The following is a 19,476-nucleotide window of genomic DNA, read 5'->3' as shown; positions in this document are numbered from 1 at the left end:
ATTTTTATCGGCTGGCAGTGGTCAGCAGTGGCTTACGAGCGAGCAGGAGACAACACGTGCTCAAGGGATTCCGCGACTTCATGATGCGCGGCAACGTCGTCGACATGGCGGTCGGTGTGGTCATCGGTGCCGCGTTCACCGCGGTGGTGACCGGCTTCGTGTCCGCCTTCCTCACCCCGCTGGTGGGTGTGGTGGTCGGCGCGGCCGGCGACTTCAGCTCGTACAAGGCGCACATCGCCGGAGTGACCTTCCCGTACGGGCAGTTCCTCAACGTGCTGATCGCGTTCTTCATGACCGCCGCGGTGCTGTACTTCTGCGTGGTGCTGCCGATCACCAAGGCGACCGCGCGCTACATGCCGAAGAAGCCGAAGACGCCGAAGCGCCCGTGCCCCGAGTGCCTGACCGAGATCCCCGAGGCCGCCCGCCGCTGCTCGGCCTGCACCGCCCACGTCGAGCCGCTGACCGTCACCACCCGGGCCTGACGGAGCGGGTGTGACGGCTACCGCTTTCCGGGGCCCCCGTTTTGGTCCACCGCACGCGCTGGCGTAGGATGGACCGTCGGCTCACTCGTAGCGTGCTTCAGCGCGCCCTCTTCCCTCCGGGGGAGGGGTGAACCCAGGTTCGCACGAGCGTTCCGCATACGGTAGCCGGTCCCGGAAGGTGGATCTCGCAGTTCATGGCTAAGAAGCAAGGCGCCATTGAGATCGAGGGCACCGTGATCGAGTCTCTTCCGAACGCGATGTTCAAGGTCGAGCTGCAGAACGGTCACAAGGTCCTCGCGCACATCAGTGGCAAGATGCGCATGCACTACATCCGCATCCTGCCGGACGACCGGGTCGTCGTGGAGCTCAGCCCCTACGACCTCACGCGCGGGCGGATCGTCTACCGCTACAAGTAAGAACGTCAGATCTAGACCCGGAGAACCTGAAGCATGAAGGTCAAGCCGAGCGTCAAGAAGATCTGCGACAAGTGCAAGGTGATCCGCCGCCACGGCCGGGTCATGGTGATCTGCGACAACCTGCGCCACAAGCAGCGCCAGGGCTGATCGCTCTCCAGCATTTCTCGTAGTACTTCGCGCGACGCGAAAACGTCATAAGCGGGCTACCCGATCCGTCCCCTCGTGGACGGACTGCCACCCCCGGTCAGAGGCCGGGGCTCCATCGTCGAGAGGCGAAGGAGTAGGTAGCACGCAAGACCTCTGAAGAACCACAGGAGCCTTGAATGGCACGCCTCGCCGGCGTTGATCTCCCCCGTGAGAAGCGGATCGAGATCGCCCTCACCTACGTGTACGGCATCGGCCGTACCCGCGCCCAGCAGACCCTGGCCGAGACCGGTGTCAACCCGGATGTCCGCGTTCGCGACATCACCGAGGACGACCTCGTCAAGCTGAGCCAGTACATCGACGCCAACTACACGGTCGAGGGTGACCTCCGCCGTGAGGTGGCCGCCGACATCCGCCGCAAGGTCGAGATCGGCTGCTACGAGGGTCTGCGTCACCGCCGTGGCCTGCCGGTCCGCGGCCAGCGCACCCACACCAACGCGCGTACCCGCAAGGGCCCGCGTCGCGCGATCGCCGGCAAGAAGAAGCCGGGCAAGAAGTAGTCCGTCCCGTAACCGGACATCCCTCCGGCCCGCGGGTCAGCGGACCGACCACCTCAGTAGGAGAACAGACTTATGCCCCCCAAGGGTCGTCAGGCTGCCGGCGCGAAGAAGATCCGCCGCAAGGAAAAGAAGAACGTCGCTCACGGCCACGCGCACATCAAGAGCACGTTCAACAACACCATCGTTTCGATCACCGACCCCGCGGGCAACGTGATCTCCTGGGCCTCCGCCGGCCACGTCGGCTTCAAGGGCTCGCGCAAGTCCACCCCGTTCGCCGCGCAGATGGCCGCCGAGGCCGCTGCCCGTCGCGCGCAGGAGCACGGCATGCGCAAGGTTGACGTCTTCGTGAAGGGTCCGGGCTCCGGCCGCGAGACCGCGATCCGTTCGCTCCAGGCCACCGGCCTGGAGGTCGGCTCGATCCAGGACGTCACCCCCACCCCGCACAACGGCTGCCGCCCGCCGAAGCGCCGCCGCGTCTGACGCAGCGCCTTCGGGCTCGCAGTACCTGCTGTAAACCTCGTACGGGGTCCTGCTTCGCGGCGGGACCCCGTACGCTTGGTCCTGTCGGCATCAAATAGTGGGTGCCGAAGACAACCGGAGGATTTCCCCCATGCTTATCGCTCAGCGTCCTTCGCTGACCGAAGAGGTCGTCGACGAGTTCCGCTCGCGGTTCGTGATCGAGCCGCTGGAGCCGGGCTTCGGCTACACCCTCGGCAACTCCCTGCGCCGCACGCTCCTGTCGTCGATCCCGGGTGCCGCTGTCACCAGCATCCGCATCGACGGCGTCCTGCACGAGTTCACCACCGTGCCGGGCGTCAAGGAGGACGTGACCGACCTCATCCTCAACATCAAGCAGCTGGTCGTCTCCTCGGAGCACGACGAGCCGGTCGTGATGTACCTGCGCAAGCAGGGCCCGGGTGTCGTCACCGCCGCCGACATCGCCCCGCCGGCGGGTGTCGAGGTGCACAACCCCGAGCTGGTCCTCGCCACGCTGAACGGCAAGGGCAAGCTGGAGATGGAGCTGACCGTCGAGCGCGGTCGCGGCTACGTCTCCGCCGTCCAGAACAAGGCCTCCGGCCAGGAGATCGGCCGCATCCCGGTCGACTCGATCTACAGCCCCGTGCTGAAGGTCACCTACAAGGTCGAGGCCACCCGTGTCGAGCAGCGGACCGACTTCGACAAGCTGATCGTCGACGTCGAGACCAAGCCCGCCATGCGTCCGCGCGACGCCATGGCCTCGGCCGGCAAGACCCTGGTGGAGCTGTTCGGCCTCGCCCGCGAGCTGAACATCGACGCCGAGGGCATCGACATGGGCCCGTCCCCGACGGACGCCGCCCTGGCCGCCGACCTGGCGCTGCCGATCGAGGAGCTGGAGCTCACGGTCCGCTCCTACAACTGCCTCAAGCGCGAGGGCATCCACACCGTGGGTGAGCTCGTTGCCCGCTCCGAGGCCGACCTGCTCGACATCCGCAACTTCGGTGCGAAGTCGATCGACGAGGTCAAGGCGAAGCTGGCCGGCATGGGCCTGGCCCTCAAGGACAGCCCGCCCGGGTTCGACCCGACCGCTGCCGCCGACGCCTTCGGCGCCGACGACCTCGACGACTCGCACTTCGCCGAGACCGAGCAGTACTAAGAGAATTGGCCGCGGGGGCGGTTCCACGGAACCGCCCCCGTCGTCCTGAAAGCCGTACGGGCACAGTGCCCGTACGCCCGCTGCGGTACCTGGTACGGCCGCAGTCGGAGATTCGAGGAGTAATTCCATGCCGCGTCCCACCAAGGGTGCCCGCCTGGGCGGTGGCCCGCACCACGAGCCGCTGCTGCTCGCCGGCCTGTGCCGGGAGCTGTTCCAGTACGGCCGCATCACCACGACCGAGGCCAAGGCCCGTCGGATGCGCCCGCTGGCGGAGAAGCTGATCACCAAGGCGAAGAAGGGCGACATCCACAACCGTCGCCTGGTGCGCAAGACCATCACCGACGTGTCGGTGCTGCACACCCTCTTCACCGAGATCGCGCCGCGCTACGAGAACCGCCCGGGTGGCTACACCCGCATCACCAAGATCGGTCCCCGTCGTGGCGACAACGCCCCGATGGCCGTGATCGAGCTGGTCGAGGCGCTGACCGTCGCGCAGACCGCCGTCGGCGAGGCCGAGGCCGCCACCAAGCGTGCCGTCAAGGAGGCCGACGCCAAGGTCGAGGCCACCGAGACCGAGGCCGCCGAGCAGGCCTGACACCACTAGGTGTTGTTGCGGGCCCGCTTCCCCAGCGATGGGGGAGCGGGCCCGTTCCTCATGTCCAGGGAGTGAAGAGCAGTGGTCAACGATTGCGCCGAGCGGCCGCCGGTGAAGGACGGCCCGGCCGACGGGTACGTCCGGGTCCGGCTGGACCTCGCCTACCAGGGCGCCGAGTTCTCCGGCTGGGCCCGCCAGAAGGGCGGCCGCCGGACGGTCCAGGAGGAGATCGAGACCGCGCTCCAGATCGTCACCCGCAGCTCGGAGCTGTTCCCGCTGACCGTGGCCGGGCGCACCGACGCCGGGGTGCACGCCCGCGGCCAGGTCGCCCACGTCGACCTGCCGGCCGAGCTGTGGGAGGCGCACCGGGAGAAGCTGCTGCGCCGGCTGGCCGGCCGGCTGCCCGGGGACGTCCGGATCTACCGGGTCGGCGAGGCGCCGGCCGGGTTCGACGCCCGCTTCTCGGCGATCTGGCGCCGGTACGCGTACCGGGTCGCCGACCACCCCGGCGGGGTCGACCCGCTGCTGCGCGGCCACGTGCTCTGGCACGACCGCCCGCTGGACGTGGACCGGATGAACCGGGCGGCCGAGCTGCTGCTCGGCGAGCACGACTTCGCCGCGTACTGCAAGAAGCGCGAGGGCGCCACCACCATCCGCACCCTGCTGGAGCTGCACTGGGACCGCGTCCCGGTGGACTCCTACGCCGCCCAGGAGGGCTCCCTCGCGGTCGCCACCGTCCGGGCCGACGCCTTCTGCCACAACATGGTCCGGGCGCTGGTCGGCGCGATGCTGCTGGTCGGCGACGGGCACCGGCCGGTGGAGTTCCCCGGCGAGGTGCTGGCCGGCGGGGTGCGCAACTCCGCCGTCAACGTGATCCGGCCGTACGGGCTCACGCTGGAGGAGGTCGGCTACCCGCCGGACGACCAGCTGGCCGAGCGCAACCGCGCGGCCCGGCGGATGCGCACCCTGCCCGGGCAGAGCGCGTAGTGAGGTAATCCGTTTTGGCCCGGCGCGTCCGCTTGGGAGAATCGCTCCCATGGGACACGTCGAGATTTCGCACCTGGAGTACTACCTGCCGGACGGGCGCGTCTTGTTCGACGACGCGTCCTTCCGGGTGGGCGAGGGCGCCGCGGTCGCCCTGGTCGGCGCCAACGGCGCCGGCAAGACCACGCTGCTGCGCATGATCGCGGGGGACATCCAGCCGCACGGCGGCTCGGTGACGATCAGCGGCGGGCTCGGCGTGATGCGCCAGTTCGTCGGCACCACCGGCCGCGAGGACCAGCAGGCCACGCCCGGCGCGCTGCCGGCCGACGCCTCGGTGCGCGACCTGCTGGTGTCCGTCGCTCCGGAGCGGATCGCCAAGGCGGCCCGCGCGGTGGACGCCGCCGAGCTGGCGATGATCGCCCAGGACGACGAGAAGACGCAGATGGCCTACGCCCAGGCGCTCTCCGACTGGGCCGACGTCGGCGGCTACGACTACGAGACCGACTGGGACGTCTGCACCATGGCGGCCCTGGGGATGCCCTTCGACAAGGCCCAGTGGCGCGGGCTGAACACCCTCTCCGGCGGCGAGCAGAAGCGGCTCGTGCTGGAGGCGCTGCTGCGCGGCCCCGACGAGGTGCTGCTGCTCGACGAGCCCGACAACTACCTGGACGTCCCGGCCAAGCGCTGGCTGGAGGAGGCCCTCAAGGCCACCTCGAAGACCGTCCTGTTCATCTCGCACGACCGCGAGCTGCTCTCCAAGACCGCGAACAAGATCATCGCCGTCGAGACCGGCGCCACCGGCAGCAGCGTCTGGGTGCACGGCGGCGGCTTCGACACCTTCCACGAGGCCCGCAAGGCCCGCTTCGAGCGCTTCGAGGAGCTGCGCCGCCGCTGGGACGAGGAGCACGCCAAGCTCAAGAAGCTGGTCGTCACCCTGCGCCAGGCCGCCGCGGTCAGCCACGAGATGGCCTCCCGCTACGCCGCCGCCCAGACCAGGCTGAAGAAGTTCGAGGACGCCGGTCCGCCGGAGGCGCCGCCGCGCGAGCAGACCATCACCATGCGGCTCAAGGGCGGGCGCACCGGCGTGCGCGCCTTCACCATGGAGCAGCTGGAGCTCACCGGCCTGATGCAGCCCTTCGACCTGGAGGTCTTCTACGGCGAGCGGGTCGCGGTGCTGGGTGCCAACGGCGCCGGCAAGTCACACCTCCTGCGGCTGCTGGCCGGTGACGGGTCGGTCGCGCACACCGGCGACTGGAAGCTCGGCGCCCGGGTCGTGCCCGGCCACTTCCGGCAGACCCACGCCCACCCGGAGCTGTTCGGCCGCACCGTGCGGTCGATCGTCGAGGAGGAGCACGCGCTCAGCCGTGGCGCCGCGATGGGCGCGCTGCGCCGGTACGAGCTGGACCGCCAGGAGGAGCAGAAGTTCGAGTCGCTGTCCGGCGGGCAGCAGGCCCGGCTGATGATCCTCAAGCTCGAACTCTCCGGCGTGACGGCCCTGTTGCTCGACGAGCCGACCGACAACCTGGACCTGGAGAGCGCCGAGGCCCTGCAGGCCGGCCTGGAGGCCTTCGACGGCACCGTGCTGTGCGTCACCCACGACCGCTGGTTCGCCAAGACCTTCGACCGCTTCCTGGTGTTCGGCGCGGACGGCCGGGTGTACGAGTCGCCGGAGCCGGTCTGGGACGTGACCCGGGTGGAGCGCGAACGCTGAGTGACGGCGGGGGTCGGTCCCGGGCATTTTTGACCCGTCCCCGCCCTGCCGGTAACCTGGACGCTTGATGTGCGTATTGGCTCGCTCTATCTCACGTGAGAGGTCGGTACGCCGGAGACATCAGGTCGTCGACCAGCGGTCCCCCTTGAATTGCGTCCAAGGATGGCCAGGCTGCTCTTCCGTCCGGGTGCTCCTGTCAGGACTCACTCACTGAAAAGCGAAGGCTACGACCGTGCGTACGTACAGCCCCAAGCCCGGCGACGTCCAGCGTCAGTGGCACGTCATCGACGCGACCGACGTCGTGCTGGGCCGCCTGGCCTCCCAGGCCGCCAACCTCCTCCGGGGTAAGCACAAGGCGATCTACGCGCCGCACGTTGACACTGGTGACTTCGTCATCATCATCAACGCCGACAAGGTGCACCTGTCCGGTAACAAGAAGACCCAGAAGCTGGCCTACCGCCACTCGGGCTTCCCGGGTGGTCTGCGCTCGGTGCGCTACGACGACCTGCTGGCGAACAACCCGGAGAAGGCCGTCGAGAAGGCCATCAAGGGCATGATCCCCAAGAACAGCCTGGGTCGCCAGATGCTCTCGAAGCTGAAGGTCTACTCGGGCGACCAGCACCCGCACGCTGCCCAGCAGCCGGTGCCGTTCGAGATCACCCAGGTCGCGCAGTAATTCGGCCACCAAGCCCCCCAACACTGAAAAGAGCTGAGGAACACCGTGGCCGAGACCACTGAAACCCTTGAGGTCGACTTCGACGAGACCGTCGTCGAGGGCGAGTACACCTCCGAGGAGAGCTACACCTCCGAGTCGCTGGCCGGCCGCTTCGGCGAGGCCGTCCCCGGCGCCGGCCTGGGCCGTCGCAAGGAGGCGATCGCCCGCGTGCGCATCGTCCCCGGCACCGGCGTGTGGAAGATCAACGGTCGCACCCTCGAGGGCTACTTCCCGAACAAGGTGCACCAGCAGACCGTGAACGAGCCCTTCAAGCTCCTGGAGCTGGACGGCCGTTACGACGTCGTCGCCCGCATCAGCGGTGGCGGCGTCTCCGGCCAGGCCTACGCGCTGCGCCTCGGCGTCGCCCGTGCCCTGAACGAGGCCGACGTGGACAACAACCGCGGCGCGCTGAAGAAGGCCGGCTTCCTGACCCGTGACGCCCGCGCCGTCGAGCGCAAGAAGGCCGGTCTGAAGAAGGCCCGCAAGGCGCCGCAGTACAGCAAGCGCTAATCGCCTCCCCGGGGGTGCGGTCCGCCCTGGCGGCGCACCCCCTGGTTGCGCGAAACCGTCGCCCCGGAGTACCTCGCGTACTCCGGGGCGACGTGTTCCCCGGCTACTGTGCGGCGGCCGGGATCATCGGTTGGGTTCCGAGCAGTGGTGATGGAGGACGGGACAGTGGGACGACTCTTCGGTACGGACGGCGTGCGCGGGGTGGCCAACGAGGGCCTGACGGCGGAGCTGGCCCTCGGCCTGTCGGTCGCGGCGGCCCATGTGCTCGGTGAGGCCGGCGCCTTCGACGGCCACCGGCCGGTCGCGGTGGTCGGCCGTGACCCGCGCGCCTCGGGCGAGTTCCTCGAGGCCGCCGTCATCGCCGGTCTGGCGAGCGCGGGCGTCGACGTCCTGCGGGTCGGCGTCCTGCCCACCCCGGCCGTGGCGTACCTCACCGGCGCGCTCGGCGCCGACTTCGGCGTGATGCTGTCCGCCAGCCACAACGCCATGCCGGACAACGGCATCAAGTTCCTCGCCCGCGGCGGCCACAAGCTGGACGACCGGATCGAGGACGCGATCGAGACCCACTACCGCAAGCACTCGCTCGGCGACGAGGACTGGAACCGTCCGACCGGCGCGGCCGTCGGCCGGGTGCGCGAGTACACCGAGGGCTTCGACAAGTACGTCGCCCACCTGATCGGTGTGCTGCCCAACCGCCTGGACGGCGTCAAGGTCGTCATCGACGGCGCCCACGGCGCGGCCGCCTACGTCGCCCCCGAGGCCTTCGCCCGGGCCGGCGCCGAGGTGGTCCACACCCTGGGGGCCGAGCCCACCGGCCTCAACATCAACGACGGCGTCGGCTCCACCCACCTGGACCGGCTGCGCGTCGCGATGAAGGAGCACAAGGCCGACCTGGGCATCGCCCTGGACGGCGACGCCGACCGCTGCCTGGCCGCCGACGCCGAGGGCAACGAGGTGGACGGCGACCAGATCATCGCCATCCTCGCCGTCGCCATGAAGGAGGCCGGCACCCTGCGCCGCAACACCGCGGTGGCCACCGTGATGTCCAACCTCGGCTTCAAGCTGGCGATGGAGCGCGAGGGCGTCGAGCTGGTGGAGACCGCCGTCGGCGACCGCTACGTGCTGGAGGCGATGAAGGAGCACGGCTTCGCGCTGGGCGGCGAGCAGTCCGGCCACGTGATCCTGCTGGACCACGCCACCACCGGTGACGGCACCCTGACCGGCCTGATGCTGGGCGCCCGGCTGGCCGCCACCAAGCAGCCGCTGGCCGACCTGGCCGCCGTGATGACCCGGCTGCCGCAGGTGCTGATCAACGTCAAGGGCGTCGACAAGTCCCGGGTGCGGACCAGCACCGAGCTGGCCGCCGCGGTCGCCGGCGCCGAGGCCGAGCTGGGCTCCACCGGCCGGGTGCTGCTGCGCTCGTCGGGCACCGAGCCGCTGGTCCGGGTGATGGTCGAGGCCGCCGACCCGGCGCAGGCCGAGGCGGTCGCGCAGCGGCTGGCCGAGGCGGTGCGCACCCACCTGGGCTGAGCCCCCGTACGGCACGAGGCCCCCACCGGGTTCCGGTGGGGGCCGTCGGTGTTGCTCCGATGACGCCTCAGAGCTTGCGCAGCAGCGCCCGGCGGACCTTGTGGTCCTGGCCCTTCTGGAGGATCAGGGTGGCCCGGCCGCGGGTCGGCAGGACGTTCTCCAGCAGGTTGGGCTTGTTGATGGTGCGCCAGACCTGCCGGCCGTACTCCATCGCCTCCTCCTCCGGCACCTCGGTGAAGCGGCGGAAGTAGGAGTTCGGGTCCTGGAAGGCGGTCTGCCGCAGCTTGCGGAAGCGGTCCAGGTACCAGTGCTCGATGTCGTCGGTCCGGGCGTCGACGTAGATCGAGAAGTCGAAGTAGTCGGCCACCGCGAGGCGGGTGCGGCCGTCGGTGCCGGGCAGGGCCGGCTGGAGCACGTTCAGGCCCTCGACGATCAGGATGTCCGGGCGTTCCACGGTGAGCCGCTCGCCCTGCACGATGTCGTACACCAGGTGCGAGTAGACCGGCGCGCTGACCCGCTCCTTGCCCGCCTTCACGTCCGCGACGAACCGCATCAGCGCCCGGCGGTCGTACGACTCCGGGAAGCCCTTGCGGGCCATCAGGCCGCGGCGGCGCAGCTCGGCGTTGGGCAGCAGGAAGCCGTCGGTGGTGACCAGTTCGACCCGGGGGTGCTCGGGCCAGCGGGCGAGCAGCGCCTGGAGCAGACGGGCGGTGGTCGACTTGCCGACCGCGACGGAGCCGGCCACGCCGATGATGAACGGGGTGCGGGTGCGCTCGGTGTCCGGGGTGTCCAGGAAGGTGCCCAGCGCGCCGCGCAGCTCGTGCGTGGCGTGGATGTACAGGTTCAGCAGTCGCGACAGCGGCAGGTAGACGTCGCGGACCTCGTCCAGGTCGAGGGCGGTACCGAGGCCGCGCAGCCGCTCCACCTCCTCGGCGCTCAGCGGCAGCGGCGTACGCTCGCGCAGTGCGCTCCACTCGGCCCGGCTGAGGTCCACGTAGGGAGACGGGGACGGGCCGGGCGTGGCGGCGCCCCGCGTACAGAGTTCGGTCAGCACATGCTCCATTGTGAGCCGTCGCGCCGTTCACGGTTGCTGTGGTGTCGGTCACGCAGCGTTCGCGCGCGGCGGGAAAACGGCCACAGAACCGCCCTTATGCTGGCACGCATGTGCGGAATTGTTGGATACGTGGGCGCTCAGTCCGCCCTCGACGTAGTAATCGCAGGCTTGCAGCGCCTGGAGTACCGGGGTTACGACTCGGCCGGTGTCGCGGTGCAGGTCCAGGACTCCGAGGGGCAGTGGAGCCTGGCCACGGACAAGAAGGCGGGCAAGCTCGCCAACCTGGAGAAGTCGCTCGCCGAGTCCCCTCTGCCCGGCGGCACCACCGGCATCGGCCACACCCGCTGGGCCACCCACGGCGGCCCGACGGACGCCAACGCCCACCCCCACCTGGACGACCGGCAGCGGGTGGCCGTGGTGCACAACGGCATCATCGAGAACTTCGCCCAGCTGCGCGCCGAGATCGCCGAGCGCGGCCACACCCTCCGGTCCGAGACCGACACCGAGGTCGTCGCCCACCTGCTGGGCGAGGCCTACGCGGGTGACCTCGCCGAGGCCATGCGGGTGGTCTGCCGTCAGCTGGAGGGCGCCTTCACCCTGGTGTCCGTGCACGCGGACGCGCCGGACGTGGTCGTCGGCGCCCGCCGCAACTCGCCGCTGGTGGTCGGCCGCGGCGAGGGCGAGAACTTCCTCGCCTCGGACGTCGCCGCCTTCATCGCCCACACCCGTGAGGCGATCGAGCTGGGCCAGGACCAGGTGGTCGAGCTGCGCCGCGAGGGCGTGACCGTCACCAACTTCGACGGCACCCCGGCCGACGTGCGCGAGTACCACGTCGACTGGGACGCCTCCGCCGCCGAGAAGGGCGGCTACGACTACTTCATGCTCAAGGAGATCGCCGAGCAGCCGAAGGCGGTCGCCGACACCCTGCTCGGCCGGATCGGCACCGACGGCCGGCTCACCCTCGACGAGCTGCGGATCTCCGACGCCGACCTGCGCTCGGTCGACAAGGTCGTCATCGTGGCCTGCGGCACGGCCTTCCACGCCGGCATGATCGCCAAGTACGCGATCGAGCACTGGACCCGCATCCCCTGCGAGGTCGAGGTCGCCTCCGAGTTCCGCTACCGCGACCCGATCATGGGCCCGGGCACGCTGGTCATCGCCATCTCGCAGTCCGGCGAGACCATGGACACCCTGATGGCCCTGCGGCACGCCCGCGAGCAGGGCGCCAAGGTGCTGGCGATCTGCAACACCAACGGCTCCACCATCCCGCGCGAGTCGGACGCGGTGCTGTACACCCACGCCGGCCCGGAGGTCGCGGTCGCCTCCACCAAGGCGTTCCTGACCCAGCTGGTCGCCTGCTACCTGGTCGCCCTGTACCTGGGCCAGGTGCGCGGCACCAAGTGGGGCGACGAGATCTTCGCCGTCATCAAGGAGCTCGGCGACGCGCCGAAGCAGGTCGAGCAGGTCCTGGAGACCATGGAGCCGGTGCGCGAGCTGGCCCGCTCGCTGGCCGACGCCCGCTCGGTGCTGTTCCTCGGCCGCCACGTCGGCTTCCCGGTGGCCCTGGAGGGCGCGCTCAAGCTCAAGGAGCTGGCGTACATGCACGCCGAGGGCTTCGCGGCGGGCGAACTCAAGCACGGCCCGATCGCCCTGATCGAGGAGGGGCTGCCGGTCGTGGTGGTCGTGCCCTCGCCGCGCGGCCGGTCGATCCTGCACGACAAGATCGTCTCCAACATCCAGGAGATCCGGGCCCGCGGCGCCCGCACGATCGTGATCGCCGAGGAGGGCGACGAGGCCGTCGTCCCGTACGCGGACCACCTGATCCGCATCCCGGCCACCCCGACCCTGCTCCAGCCGCTGGTCGCCACCGTCCCGCTCCAGGTCTTCGCCTGCGAGCTGGCCACGGCCAAGGGCCACGAGGTCGACCAGCCGCGCAACCTGGCGAAGTCGGTCACCGTCGAGTAAGTGACGACCACGACGCCCCTGCGGTGGCTGTGCCCTACCGCAGGGGCGCCGTGTCGAGGGTGAAGGAGAATGGGGCGGGCAGGTCGATCGGCTTGCCGAACGGGACCGGCTCCTTCTCGGTGTAGTCGTCGCCCTCGGGCTTGGTGAACAGGGTGACCGTGCCTTTGCCCCGGTCGACCAGCAGGTAGCAGGGGATGCCGGCAGCGGCGTACCCGCGGCGCTTCTGTTCGCGGTCCCTGCCCGGGCTGGTGGACGTGACCTCGAAGACGAGCAGTACGCCGGCGGCGTCCGCCCACGAATCGGCGTTGAGGAAATGCCCGACCGGGCTGACGGTTCCGTCAGGGATGAACCGCCCGGACGGCACGACCAGCCCCTTGTTGCCGGACAGGTCGAACTCGGCCTCGGCCTTGCGCATGAACTGCCGGTTCAACAGGGAGAACGCGGCCTCGTGCTCTCCGTCCGGTGGTGGCGTCACAACGATCTCCCCTTCGACGAGCTCGGCCTTGTAGCCGGGCGGCGTTTCCAGCTCCAGGAACGCCTGGAGGAGGTTGTCCCGGCCCAGCGGGCCCTCGACGGCTGGCATGGCGACCATGGCCCTTCTCCCTCCTGTGGGTCCGTGCCGAGCCACAAGGTAGGCGTACGGACCGACACCGGCGGGGCATCGAAGTGGGTGTCACTCGAAAGTGTGCCGCAGTCCGGCCTGCCGTGGGGCCGCGGCGCGGGCTAGCGTCGGTGGTACGCCGATCGCCGAGGGAGACCCGCCATGCGCCATGCACACCCTGTGGAAACCGTCCGGGCCGCGGAGGCGGAGCTGATGGCGCGGCTGCCGGAGGGCACGCTGATGCAGCGGGCGGCGGCGGGGTTGGCGGCGACCTGCGCGCGGCTGCTGACGCGGCGTCGGGGGCGGGTGTACGGCAGTCGGGTGACGGTGCTGGCGGGCAGCGGGGACAACGGGGGTGACGCCCTGTACGCCGGGGCCGCGCTGGCCCGGCGCGGGGCGCGGGTGACGGCGGTGCTGCTGGCGCCGGAGAAGGCGCACCCGGGCGGGCTGGCCGCGCTGCGGGCCGCCGGCGGACGGGTGACGGTGGAGCAGGAAGTCGGCCTGGCCGACTTCTCGCGCGCGGACCTGGTGCTGGACGGCATCGTCGGCATCGGCGGCCGGGGCGGGCTGCGCCCCGAGGCGGAGCCGTACGCGCGGGCCTCGCGGTCCGGGACCGTGGTGGCGGTGGACCTGCCGAGCGGGGTGGACGCCGACACCGGCGAGGTGCCGGGCGCGGCGCTGCGGGCGGACGTCACGGTCTGCTTCGGCACGTACAAGCCCGGGCTGCTGGTCGACCCGGGGGCCTCGTATGCGGGCGTGGTGCAGCTGGTCGGTATCGGGCTGGAGCCGCCCGCCGCGGAGGTGACGGCGCTCCAGCACGCGGACGTGGCGGCGCTGCTGCCGGCGCCGGGCGCGGAGAGCGACAAGTACCGTCGCGGCGTCGTCGGGGTGGCGGCCGGCTCGGCGACCTACCCGGGGGCGGCGCTGCTGGCCGTGGCGGGGGCGCTGCACGGCGGCGCGGGCGCCGTCCGGTACGTCGGCACGGCGGCCGAGGAGGTGGTGCGGCGCTTCCCGGAGACGCTGGTCACCGAGGGCGGCCCGGCCGGTGCCGGGCGGGTGCAGGCCTGGGTGGTCGGGCCGGGCGGCGGCGAGGGGGCGCGGCAGGCGCTGACCGAGGCGCTGGCGAGCGACGTCCCGGTGCTGGTGGACGCGGACGGCCTGACCGAGCTGGGCCGGCTCGGTCCGGACGCGCTGGCCGGCCGCACCGCGCCCACCCTGCTCACCCCGCACACCGGCGAGGCCGCCCGGCTGCTCGCGGGCGCCGAGGGCGGCGCGCCGCCGGCCGCCGACGACCTGGCCGCGGCCCGGCTGGCCACCGCCCGCCGACTGGCGGCGCACTACCACGCGACGGTGCTGCTGAAGGGCTCCACCACGGTGGTCGCCGACCCGGGCGGGGCCGTCCGGGTGAACCCGACCGGCACCTCCTGGCTGGCCACCGCCGGCAGCGGCGACGTCCTGGCCGGGCTGGCCGGCTCCCTGCTGGCGGCGGGCCTCGCGCCGCTGGACGCCGCGTCGGTGGCCGCCTACCTGCACGGCCTGGCCGGCCGCGAGGCGGCGGGCGCGCCGGGCGCCCCGACGACGGCGCTCGCGGTGGCCGGGGCGCTGCCGGCGGTGTGGCGGGCGGTCCGCGAGGGGTGGGCGCCGGAACCGGAACGTCCGGTCGCGGCGTCCTGAACGGGGTGAACGGGCGGTCCGCCGCACGTCGGCGCGTCGTAGGGGGCCGTCGTGCCCGACGGGCCGTTCGGCGAGGACTCCGGGACGTCTGGGAGACTGACCCTGATGACAACTGCGAACACGACCGGCACGGCCACCCTCACCGACGGCGTACGGGCCGAGGCGACCATCGATCTCGCCGCCCTGCGCGGCAACCTCGCGGCGCTGCGCGAGCGCGTCGGCAACGCGGCGGTGATGCTCGCGGTCAAGGCGAACGCCTACGGCCACGGCGCGGTCGAGTGCGCCCGGGAGGCGGTCGCGAACGGCGTCGGCTGGCTCGGCTGCGCGACCCCGGACGAGGCGCTGGCACTGCGGGCCGCGGGCATCCGCCCCGAGCAGGCCCGCATCCTGTGCTGGCTGTGGACGCCGGGCGGCCCGTGGCGCGAGGCGCTGCGCGCGGACCTGGACATCTCGGTCAGCGGCCAGTGGGCGCTGGACGAGCTGCTGCCCGCCGTGCGCGAGACCGGCATCCCGGCCCGGGTGCACCTGAAGGCCGACACCGGCCTCGGCCGCAACGGCTGCCAGCCGCACGACTGGCCGCAGCTGGTGGCCGCCGCCCGCCGGGCCGAGGCGGAGGGACTGCTGACGGTCGTCGGCGTCTGGTCGCACTTCGCCGCGGCGGACGAGCCCGGCCACCCGTCGATCCAGGCCCAGCTGGACTCCTACCGCACCGCGCTGGCCACGGCCGAGGCCGCCGGGCTGCGCCCCGAGGTCCGGCACCTGGCGAACTCCCCGGCCGCCCTGCTGCTGCCCGAGGCGCACTTCGACCTGGTCCGCACCGGCCTGGCCGCGTACGGGCTGTCGCCGGTGCCCGAGGTGGGCTCCCCGGCGGACTTCGGGCTGCGCCCGGTGATGGCGCTGACCGCGCGGCTGGCGCTGGTCAAGCACGTCCCCGGCGGACACGGGGTCAGCTACGGCCACCACTACACGACGCCGGGCGAGACCACCCTGGGCCTGGTGCCGCTCGGCTACGGCGACGGCATCCCCCGGCACGCCAGCGGCACCGGCCCGGTGCAGATCGGCGGCAAGTGGCGCACGGTGGCCGGCCGGGTCGCGATGGACCAGTTCGTGGTGGACCTCGGCGGCGACACCCCGGAGATCGGCGACGAGGTGCTGTTGTTCGGCAACGGCGAGCGCGGCGAGCCCACCGCCGAGGACTGGGCCCGCGCCTGCGGCACCATCTCGTACGAGATCATCACCCGGATCGGCGCCCGGGTGCCCCGCCGCTACCTGGGCGGCAGCCACGCCGAGGGCCCGTCGGCATGACCGACGCACCGGCCGAGCGAGGTCCGGTCGCGGCGGTCGCCAAGGCGGCCGGCGCCGCCGGGGTGAGCCGGGCGGGAGTGATCGGGATCTCGGTCGGCGTGCTGGCGGCCGGGGCGGCCGCGGGCGTCGCGATAGAGCGGCTGACCGTCGGCCGGGCGATGCGCCGCAGGGCCCGGGCCGAGCTGGACGCGAACGCCCCGTACGGCTCGCTGCGCGGCCGTCCGCGGACGGTGGCCGCGCCGGACGGCACCGAGCTGTACGTCGAGCTGGACGGCACCGGCTGGAGCGAGCCGGACGGCGACGGCCGCGCAGCGAGCCACCGCCCGGAACCGCTGACCGTGGTGTTCTGCCACGGCTACTGCCTCAACCAGGACAGCTGGCACTTCCAGCGGGCCGCGCTGCGCGACGGCATGCGGCTGGTCTTCTGGGACCAGCGCAGCCACGGCCGCTCCGAGCGCTCCCGCTCCTACCTGGCGGGGGAGCCGGCCGGCATCGACCAGCTGGGCGGCGACCTCAAGGCGGTGATCGACGCCGTCGCCCCGACCGGGCCGCTGGTGCTGGTGGGCCACTCGATGGGCGGCATGACGGTGATGGCGCTGGCCGACCAGCACCCGGAGCTGTTCCGCGAGCGTGTCGCCGGCGTGGCGCTGATCGGGACCCTCGCCGGGGACTGGAACGACGTCAGCCTGGGCCTGCCGAAGGCCGGCGCGAAGCTGTTCAAGAAGGTCGCGCCCGGGATGGTGAAGCTGCTGGGCCGCCAGGTCGACCTGGTCGAGGCGACCAGGCGGCTGGGCTCGGACGTGGCCGCGGTGTTCTACCGGAGGTTCTCCTTCGGCGGCCGGGACGTCGACCCCGGCGTGGTGCGCTTCGCCGAGCAGCTGCTGGACGCCACCCCGATCGACGTGGTCGCCGAGTTCTACCCGGTGTTCGGGGCGCACGAGAAGTACGAGGCGCTGGTCGCCCTGCGCGGCCTGCCCGCGCTGGTGCTGGCCGGGACGAAGGACCTGCTGACGCCCTCGACGCACAGCGAGGCGATCGCCGAGCGGCTGCCCGGCGCCGAGCTGGTGCCGGCCGAGGGCGCCGGGCACCTGGTGATGCTGGAGCGCCCCGAGCTGGTCGACCACGAGCTGGCGCGGCTGCTGCGCCGGGCCGCCGGCTTCGCCGGGGCGGCGCCGCTGCCCGCGGCCGTCCTCGACCTGGCCCGGGAGCGGGCCGCGGAGAGCGTCGCCGATCCGGTGTGACTCAGGGCCCCGCCCACCGCACAGGGGCGCGCGGATGTGGCACGGTAGCGGTGGCGGCCGGTGGTCGGTGCGCCGGTACGGACCGAAGGGCAAGACACGCGCATGGGCTCGCACGCCACTCTCACCGTCCCAACCCCGGAGCGGATGGGCCGGCTCGGCCGGGAGCTGGCCGCGCTGCTGCGGCCGGGGGACCTGGTGCTGCTCTCCGGCGAGCTGGGGGCGGGGAAGACCACGCTGACCCGCGGCCTGGGGGAGGGCCTGCAGGTCCGCGGGGCGGTGACCTCGCCGACCTTCGTGATCGCCCGGGTGCACCCCTCGCTGGTCGGCGGCCCGGCGCTGGTGCACGTGGACGCGTACCGGCTGGGCGGGGACCTGGACGAGATGGAGGACCTCGACCTGGACGTCTCGCTGCCCGAGTCGGTGGTCGTGGTCGAGTGGGGCGAGGGCAAGGTCGAGCGGCTGTCCGAGGACCGGCTGGAGGTCCGGATCGAGCGTGCCATCGGTGACACCGCGGACGGCGACGACCAGGACCCGCGCCGGGTGGTGCTGACGGGCATCGGCCCGCGCTGGGCGGACGCGGCGCTGGCGGACCTCGGATAGCCGACGTGTTGCCGACACGTTGCCGACAAGCTGTCGGCAAGATGTTGCGGGCGGGGTGCCGGGCGTGGTGGGATGGGTGCTGCGGTTAGGTCTGCCTAACTAGGGAGGCGCCATGTCGAGCCCCACCCCCGTCCCGAAGCGCGCGGTCCCCGCCGCCGGGGCCGGAGACTCCGCCCGCCGCGCTCCGGGAGAGCCGATGCGGGCGCTGCTGGCCGCCTGCGCGGCCGCCGAGGCGGTGTCCACTCCGCCCGAACCCCGGCCCGGGCAGCACGAACGGCCCGAGGCGCGGACGCCCCGGGCCGCGTGAGGCCGGTCCTCCCGGGCCCTGAGCGGGCCGCCCGGATCAGGCGATCACGACCACCTTGGTGTCCTTGGGCGCGAAGTCCCAGAGCAGCTGCCCCTCCGGGCGGCCGCTGCGGATGCCGCCGGTCTTGGCGCTCGGGTCGACGGTCGGCGTCGCGCCGTCCACCGCCGCGCTGAAGCCGAACACCACGCCGTTCTGCTGCGCGAAGCGCACCACGTGCTCGATCTGCTTGCCGTCCGACCCGGTGGTGGTCTGGGTGCGGCTGTACACCGCGTAGCTGCCGGGGGCCGGCTCGACCGAGCCCGGGGTGACCGGGAAGGCGGCCGCGACCTGCGGGGTCTTCTTCGGGTCGACCAGCCAGACGTAGTGGCTGCCGATCGAGTACACCACCCGGATGCCGGTGCCCGAGACGGCGCCGGTCGGCAGTGTCGGGACGGTCGGGGTGGGTGCGGCGGTCGGCGCCGCGGCGGTGGCCGTGCCGGTCGCCGTGGTGGTGGCGGTGGGCTTGGCGCCGCCCGCCCGGTCTTGGGCGCCGTTGGCCTGGAAGGCCAGCAGGCTCACCACCGCCAGGGCCCCCAGGGTCAACCCCGTGACCACCACTCCAGGACCCATCTTCGCCACGTTGCCGCTCCCGCCGCCGTCCCTTTACGTACGGCCCCATCGTGCCAGGTTCATCCGCGCGGGTCGCAGTGCCTCGGATGTGTGTTCCTGGGTGGTACACCTTGCCGATCGGCCGGTCGGCCCAACGTCGGTCTAACCTTGACCCGTGCTGCTGCTCGCGTTCGACACCGCTACCCCCGCCGTCACCGCCGCCGTCCACGACGGCACGGCCGTTCTCGCCGAGACCCACCAGGTCGACGCCAGGCGCCACGGCGAACTGCTGCTGCCCGCGATCGACCAGGTGCTGCGGGCCGCCGGTGTGGACAAGCACCGGCTGACCGGCATCGCGGTCGGCGTCGGCCCCGGCCCGTACACCGGCCTGCGGGTCGGCCTGGTGACCGCCGCCGCGCTCGGCCACGCGCTCGGGCTGCCGGTGCACGGCGTCTGCACCCTGGACGCGATCGCCTTCCAGGCCCGCGCCGAGGGGCTGGAAGGGCAGCCGTTCACGGTCGCCACCGACGCGCGCCGCAAGGAGGTCTACTGGGCCTCGTACGACGCCGAGGGCCGCCGCACCGAGGGCCCCGGCGTGGACCGCCCGGCCGAGCTGACCCCGCAGGAACGCTCCGTCGGCGCCGGCGCGCTGCTCTACCCCGACGCCTTCCCCGGCGCCCACGGCCCCGCGCACGTCTCGGCCGGCGCGCTGGCCGGCTTCGCCGCCGCCGAACTGGCCGCCGGGCGCGAGCTGCTGCCGAACCACCCGCTGTACCTGCGCCGCCCGGACGCCCAGGTCCCCGCGGCCTACAAGACCGTTCTAGGGGGCAAGGCGGTGCTCCCGGCGTGAACCACGGCACC

Annotated in this window: 22 protein-coding genes; 19 read left to right on the top strand and 3 right to left on the bottom strand. The window is 72.2% G+C overall.

Annotated features, from left to right (window positions below; genetic code table 11):
* The first annotated feature begins 56 nt into the window (after positions 1 to 56).
* The 12 genes from mscL to glmM all read left to right on the top strand — a co-directional run bounded on the left by mscL (position 57) and on the right by glmM (position 9,280).
* A complete protein-coding gene (gene mscL, locus ACGF13_RS00750) occupies positions 57 to 482 on the top strand; it encodes a large conductance mechanosensitive channel protein MscL (protein ID WP_392867325.1) in 426 nt (141 codons plus the stop codon).
* Between the two features lie 194 nt (positions 483 to 676).
* Entirely contained in the window at positions 677 to 898 is a 222-nt protein-coding gene (gene infA / locus ACGF13_RS00745) for a translation initiation factor IF-1 (protein WP_003956442.1), read from the top strand.
* Positions 899 to 931: 33 nt separating this feature from the next.
* The gene (gene rpmJ / locus ACGF13_RS00740; protein ID WP_003956441.1) at positions 932 to 1,045 is read left to right on the top strand and encodes a 50S ribosomal protein L36; all 114 of its coding nucleotides are present in this window, start codon (positions 932 to 934) and stop codon (positions 1,043 to 1,045) included.
* Positions 1,046 to 1,221: 176 nt separating this feature from the next.
* Positions 1,222 to 1,602: a 30S ribosomal protein S13 gene (gene rpsM, locus ACGF13_RS00735; protein ID WP_316523629.1), complete on the top strand. Its 381-nt coding sequence runs from the start codon at positions 1,222 to 1,224 to the stop codon at positions 1,600 to 1,602.
* 72 nt (positions 1,603 to 1,674) lie between these two features.
* The gene (gene rpsK, locus ACGF13_RS00730; protein ID WP_030232513.1) at positions 1,675 to 2,082 is read left to right on the top strand and encodes a 30S ribosomal protein S11; all 408 of its coding nucleotides are present in this window, start codon (positions 1,675 to 1,677) and stop codon (positions 2,080 to 2,082) included.
* 130 nt (positions 2,083 to 2,212) lie between these two features.
* Positions 2,213 to 3,235, top strand: a complete 1,023-nt coding sequence (locus tag ACGF13_RS00725; protein WP_049649049.1) for a DNA-directed RNA polymerase subunit alpha — start codon at positions 2,213 to 2,215, stop codon at positions 3,233 to 3,235.
* A 127-nt stretch (positions 3,236 to 3,362) separates the two neighbouring features.
* A complete protein-coding gene (gene rplQ / locus ACGF13_RS00720) occupies positions 3,363 to 3,830 on the top strand; it encodes a 50S ribosomal protein L17 (RefSeq protein ID WP_392867322.1) in 468 nt (155 codons plus the stop codon).
* Positions 3,831 to 3,911: 81 nt separating this feature from the next.
* Complete coding sequence (gene truA / locus ACGF13_RS00715; protein WP_392867319.1) at positions 3,912 to 4,817, top strand: tRNA pseudouridine(38-40) synthase TruA; 906 nt, start codon at positions 3,912 to 3,914, stop codon at positions 4,815 to 4,817.
* Between the two features lie 49 nt (positions 4,818 to 4,866).
* Positions 4,867 to 6,525, top strand: coding sequence for an ABC-F family ATP-binding cassette domain-containing protein (locus tag ACGF13_RS00710; protein WP_392867316.1), 1,659 nt, complete (start codon positions 4,867 to 4,869; stop codon positions 6,523 to 6,525).
* Positions 6,526 to 6,757: 232 nt separating this feature from the next.
* Positions 6,758 to 7,201, top strand: coding sequence for a 50S ribosomal protein L13 (rplM, locus tag ACGF13_RS00705; protein WP_030055846.1), 444 nt, complete (start codon positions 6,758 to 6,760; stop codon positions 7,199 to 7,201).
* 45 nt (positions 7,202 to 7,246) lie between these two features.
* On the top strand, positions 7,247 to 7,750 hold the full coding sequence (gene rpsI, locus ACGF13_RS00700) for a 30S ribosomal protein S9 (RefSeq protein ID WP_392867313.1): 504 nt from the start codon (positions 7,247 to 7,249) through the stop codon (positions 7,748 to 7,750).
* Positions 7,751 to 7,915: 165 nt separating this feature from the next.
* Positions 7,916 to 9,280: a phosphoglucosamine mutase gene (gene glmM / locus ACGF13_RS00695; RefSeq protein WP_392867310.1), complete on the top strand. Its 1,365-nt coding sequence runs from the start codon at positions 7,916 to 7,918 to the stop codon at positions 9,278 to 9,280.
* 67 nt (positions 9,281 to 9,347) lie between these two features.
* Here glmM and coaA read toward each other — a convergent pair whose 3' ends face one another.
* Positions 9,348 to 10,343: a type I pantothenate kinase gene (gene coaA / locus ACGF13_RS00690; protein WP_392867308.1), complete on the bottom strand. Its 996-nt coding sequence runs from the start codon at positions 10,341 to 10,343 to the stop codon at positions 9,348 to 9,350.
* A 99-nt stretch (positions 10,344 to 10,442) separates the two neighbouring features.
* On the opposite strand from coaA, the gene glmS reads away from it, so the two are divergent.
* Positions 10,443 to 12,299: a glutamine--fructose-6-phosphate transaminase (isomerizing) gene (gene glmS / locus ACGF13_RS00685; RefSeq protein ID WP_392867305.1), complete on the top strand. Its 1,857-nt coding sequence runs from the start codon at positions 10,443 to 10,445 to the stop codon at positions 12,297 to 12,299.
* Between the two features lie 34 nt (positions 12,300 to 12,333).
* Here glmS and ACGF13_RS00680 read toward each other — a convergent pair whose 3' ends face one another.
* On the bottom strand, positions 12,334 to 12,891 hold the full coding sequence (locus ACGF13_RS00680; protein WP_392867302.1) for a Uma2 family endonuclease: 558 nt from the start codon (positions 12,889 to 12,891) through the stop codon (positions 12,334 to 12,336).
* A gap of 171 nt (positions 12,892 to 13,062) precedes the next feature.
* On the opposite strand from ACGF13_RS00680, the gene ACGF13_RS00675 reads away from it, so the two are divergent.
* The 5 genes from ACGF13_RS00675 to ACGF13_RS00655 all read left to right on the top strand — a co-directional run bounded on the left by ACGF13_RS00675 (position 13,063) and on the right by ACGF13_RS00655 (position 18,027).
* Complete coding sequence (locus tag ACGF13_RS00675) at positions 13,063 to 14,574, top strand: NAD(P)H-hydrate dehydratase (RefSeq protein ID WP_392867299.1); 1,512 nt, start codon at positions 13,063 to 13,065, stop codon at positions 14,572 to 14,574.
* A 105-nt stretch (positions 14,575 to 14,679) separates the two neighbouring features.
* Positions 14,680 to 15,879: an alanine racemase gene (gene alr, locus ACGF13_RS00670; protein ID WP_392867296.1), complete on the top strand. Its 1,200-nt coding sequence runs from the start codon at positions 14,680 to 14,682 to the stop codon at positions 15,877 to 15,879.
* Positions 15,876 to 17,120, top strand: a complete 1,245-nt coding sequence (locus ACGF13_RS00665) for an alpha/beta fold hydrolase (RefSeq protein ID WP_392867293.1) — start codon at positions 15,876 to 15,878, stop codon at positions 17,118 to 17,120. Before alr ends, ACGF13_RS00665 begins: the two co-directional genes overlap by 4 nt.
* Before the next feature lie 102 nt (positions 17,121 to 17,222).
* The gene (gene tsaE / locus ACGF13_RS00660; RefSeq protein ID WP_392867290.1) at positions 17,223 to 17,720 is read left to right on the top strand and encodes a tRNA (adenosine(37)-N6)-threonylcarbamoyltransferase complex ATPase subunit type 1 TsaE; all 498 of its coding nucleotides are present in this window, start codon (positions 17,223 to 17,225) and stop codon (positions 17,718 to 17,720) included.
* Positions 17,721 to 17,832: 112 nt separating this feature from the next.
* Positions 17,833 to 18,027: a hypothetical protein gene (locus ACGF13_RS00655; RefSeq protein WP_392867288.1), complete on the top strand. Its 195-nt coding sequence runs from the start codon at positions 17,833 to 17,835 to the stop codon at positions 18,025 to 18,027.
* 36 nt (positions 18,028 to 18,063) lie between these two features.
* Here ACGF13_RS00655 and ACGF13_RS00650 read toward each other — a convergent pair whose 3' ends face one another.
* Positions 18,064 to 18,636, bottom strand: a complete 573-nt coding sequence (locus tag ACGF13_RS00650; RefSeq protein WP_392868749.1) for a hypothetical protein — start codon at positions 18,634 to 18,636, stop codon at positions 18,064 to 18,066.
* Between the two features lie 154 nt (positions 18,637 to 18,790).
* Between ACGF13_RS00650 and tsaB the strand changes: the two genes are divergently transcribed.
* Positions 18,791 to 19,465, top strand: coding sequence for a tRNA (adenosine(37)-N6)-threonylcarbamoyltransferase complex dimerization subunit type 1 TsaB (gene tsaB / locus ACGF13_RS00645; RefSeq protein WP_392867285.1), 675 nt, complete (start codon positions 18,791 to 18,793; stop codon positions 19,463 to 19,465).
* The last annotated feature ends 11 nt before the right edge of the window (positions 19,466 to 19,476 follow it).

This window comes from Kitasatospora sp. NPDC048286 (assembly GCF_043201735.1).
Taxonomy (GTDB): Bacteria; Actinomycetota; Actinomycetes; order Streptomycetales; family Streptomycetaceae; genus Kitasatospora.
This window is presented reverse-complemented; position numbering and strand designations above follow the sequence as displayed.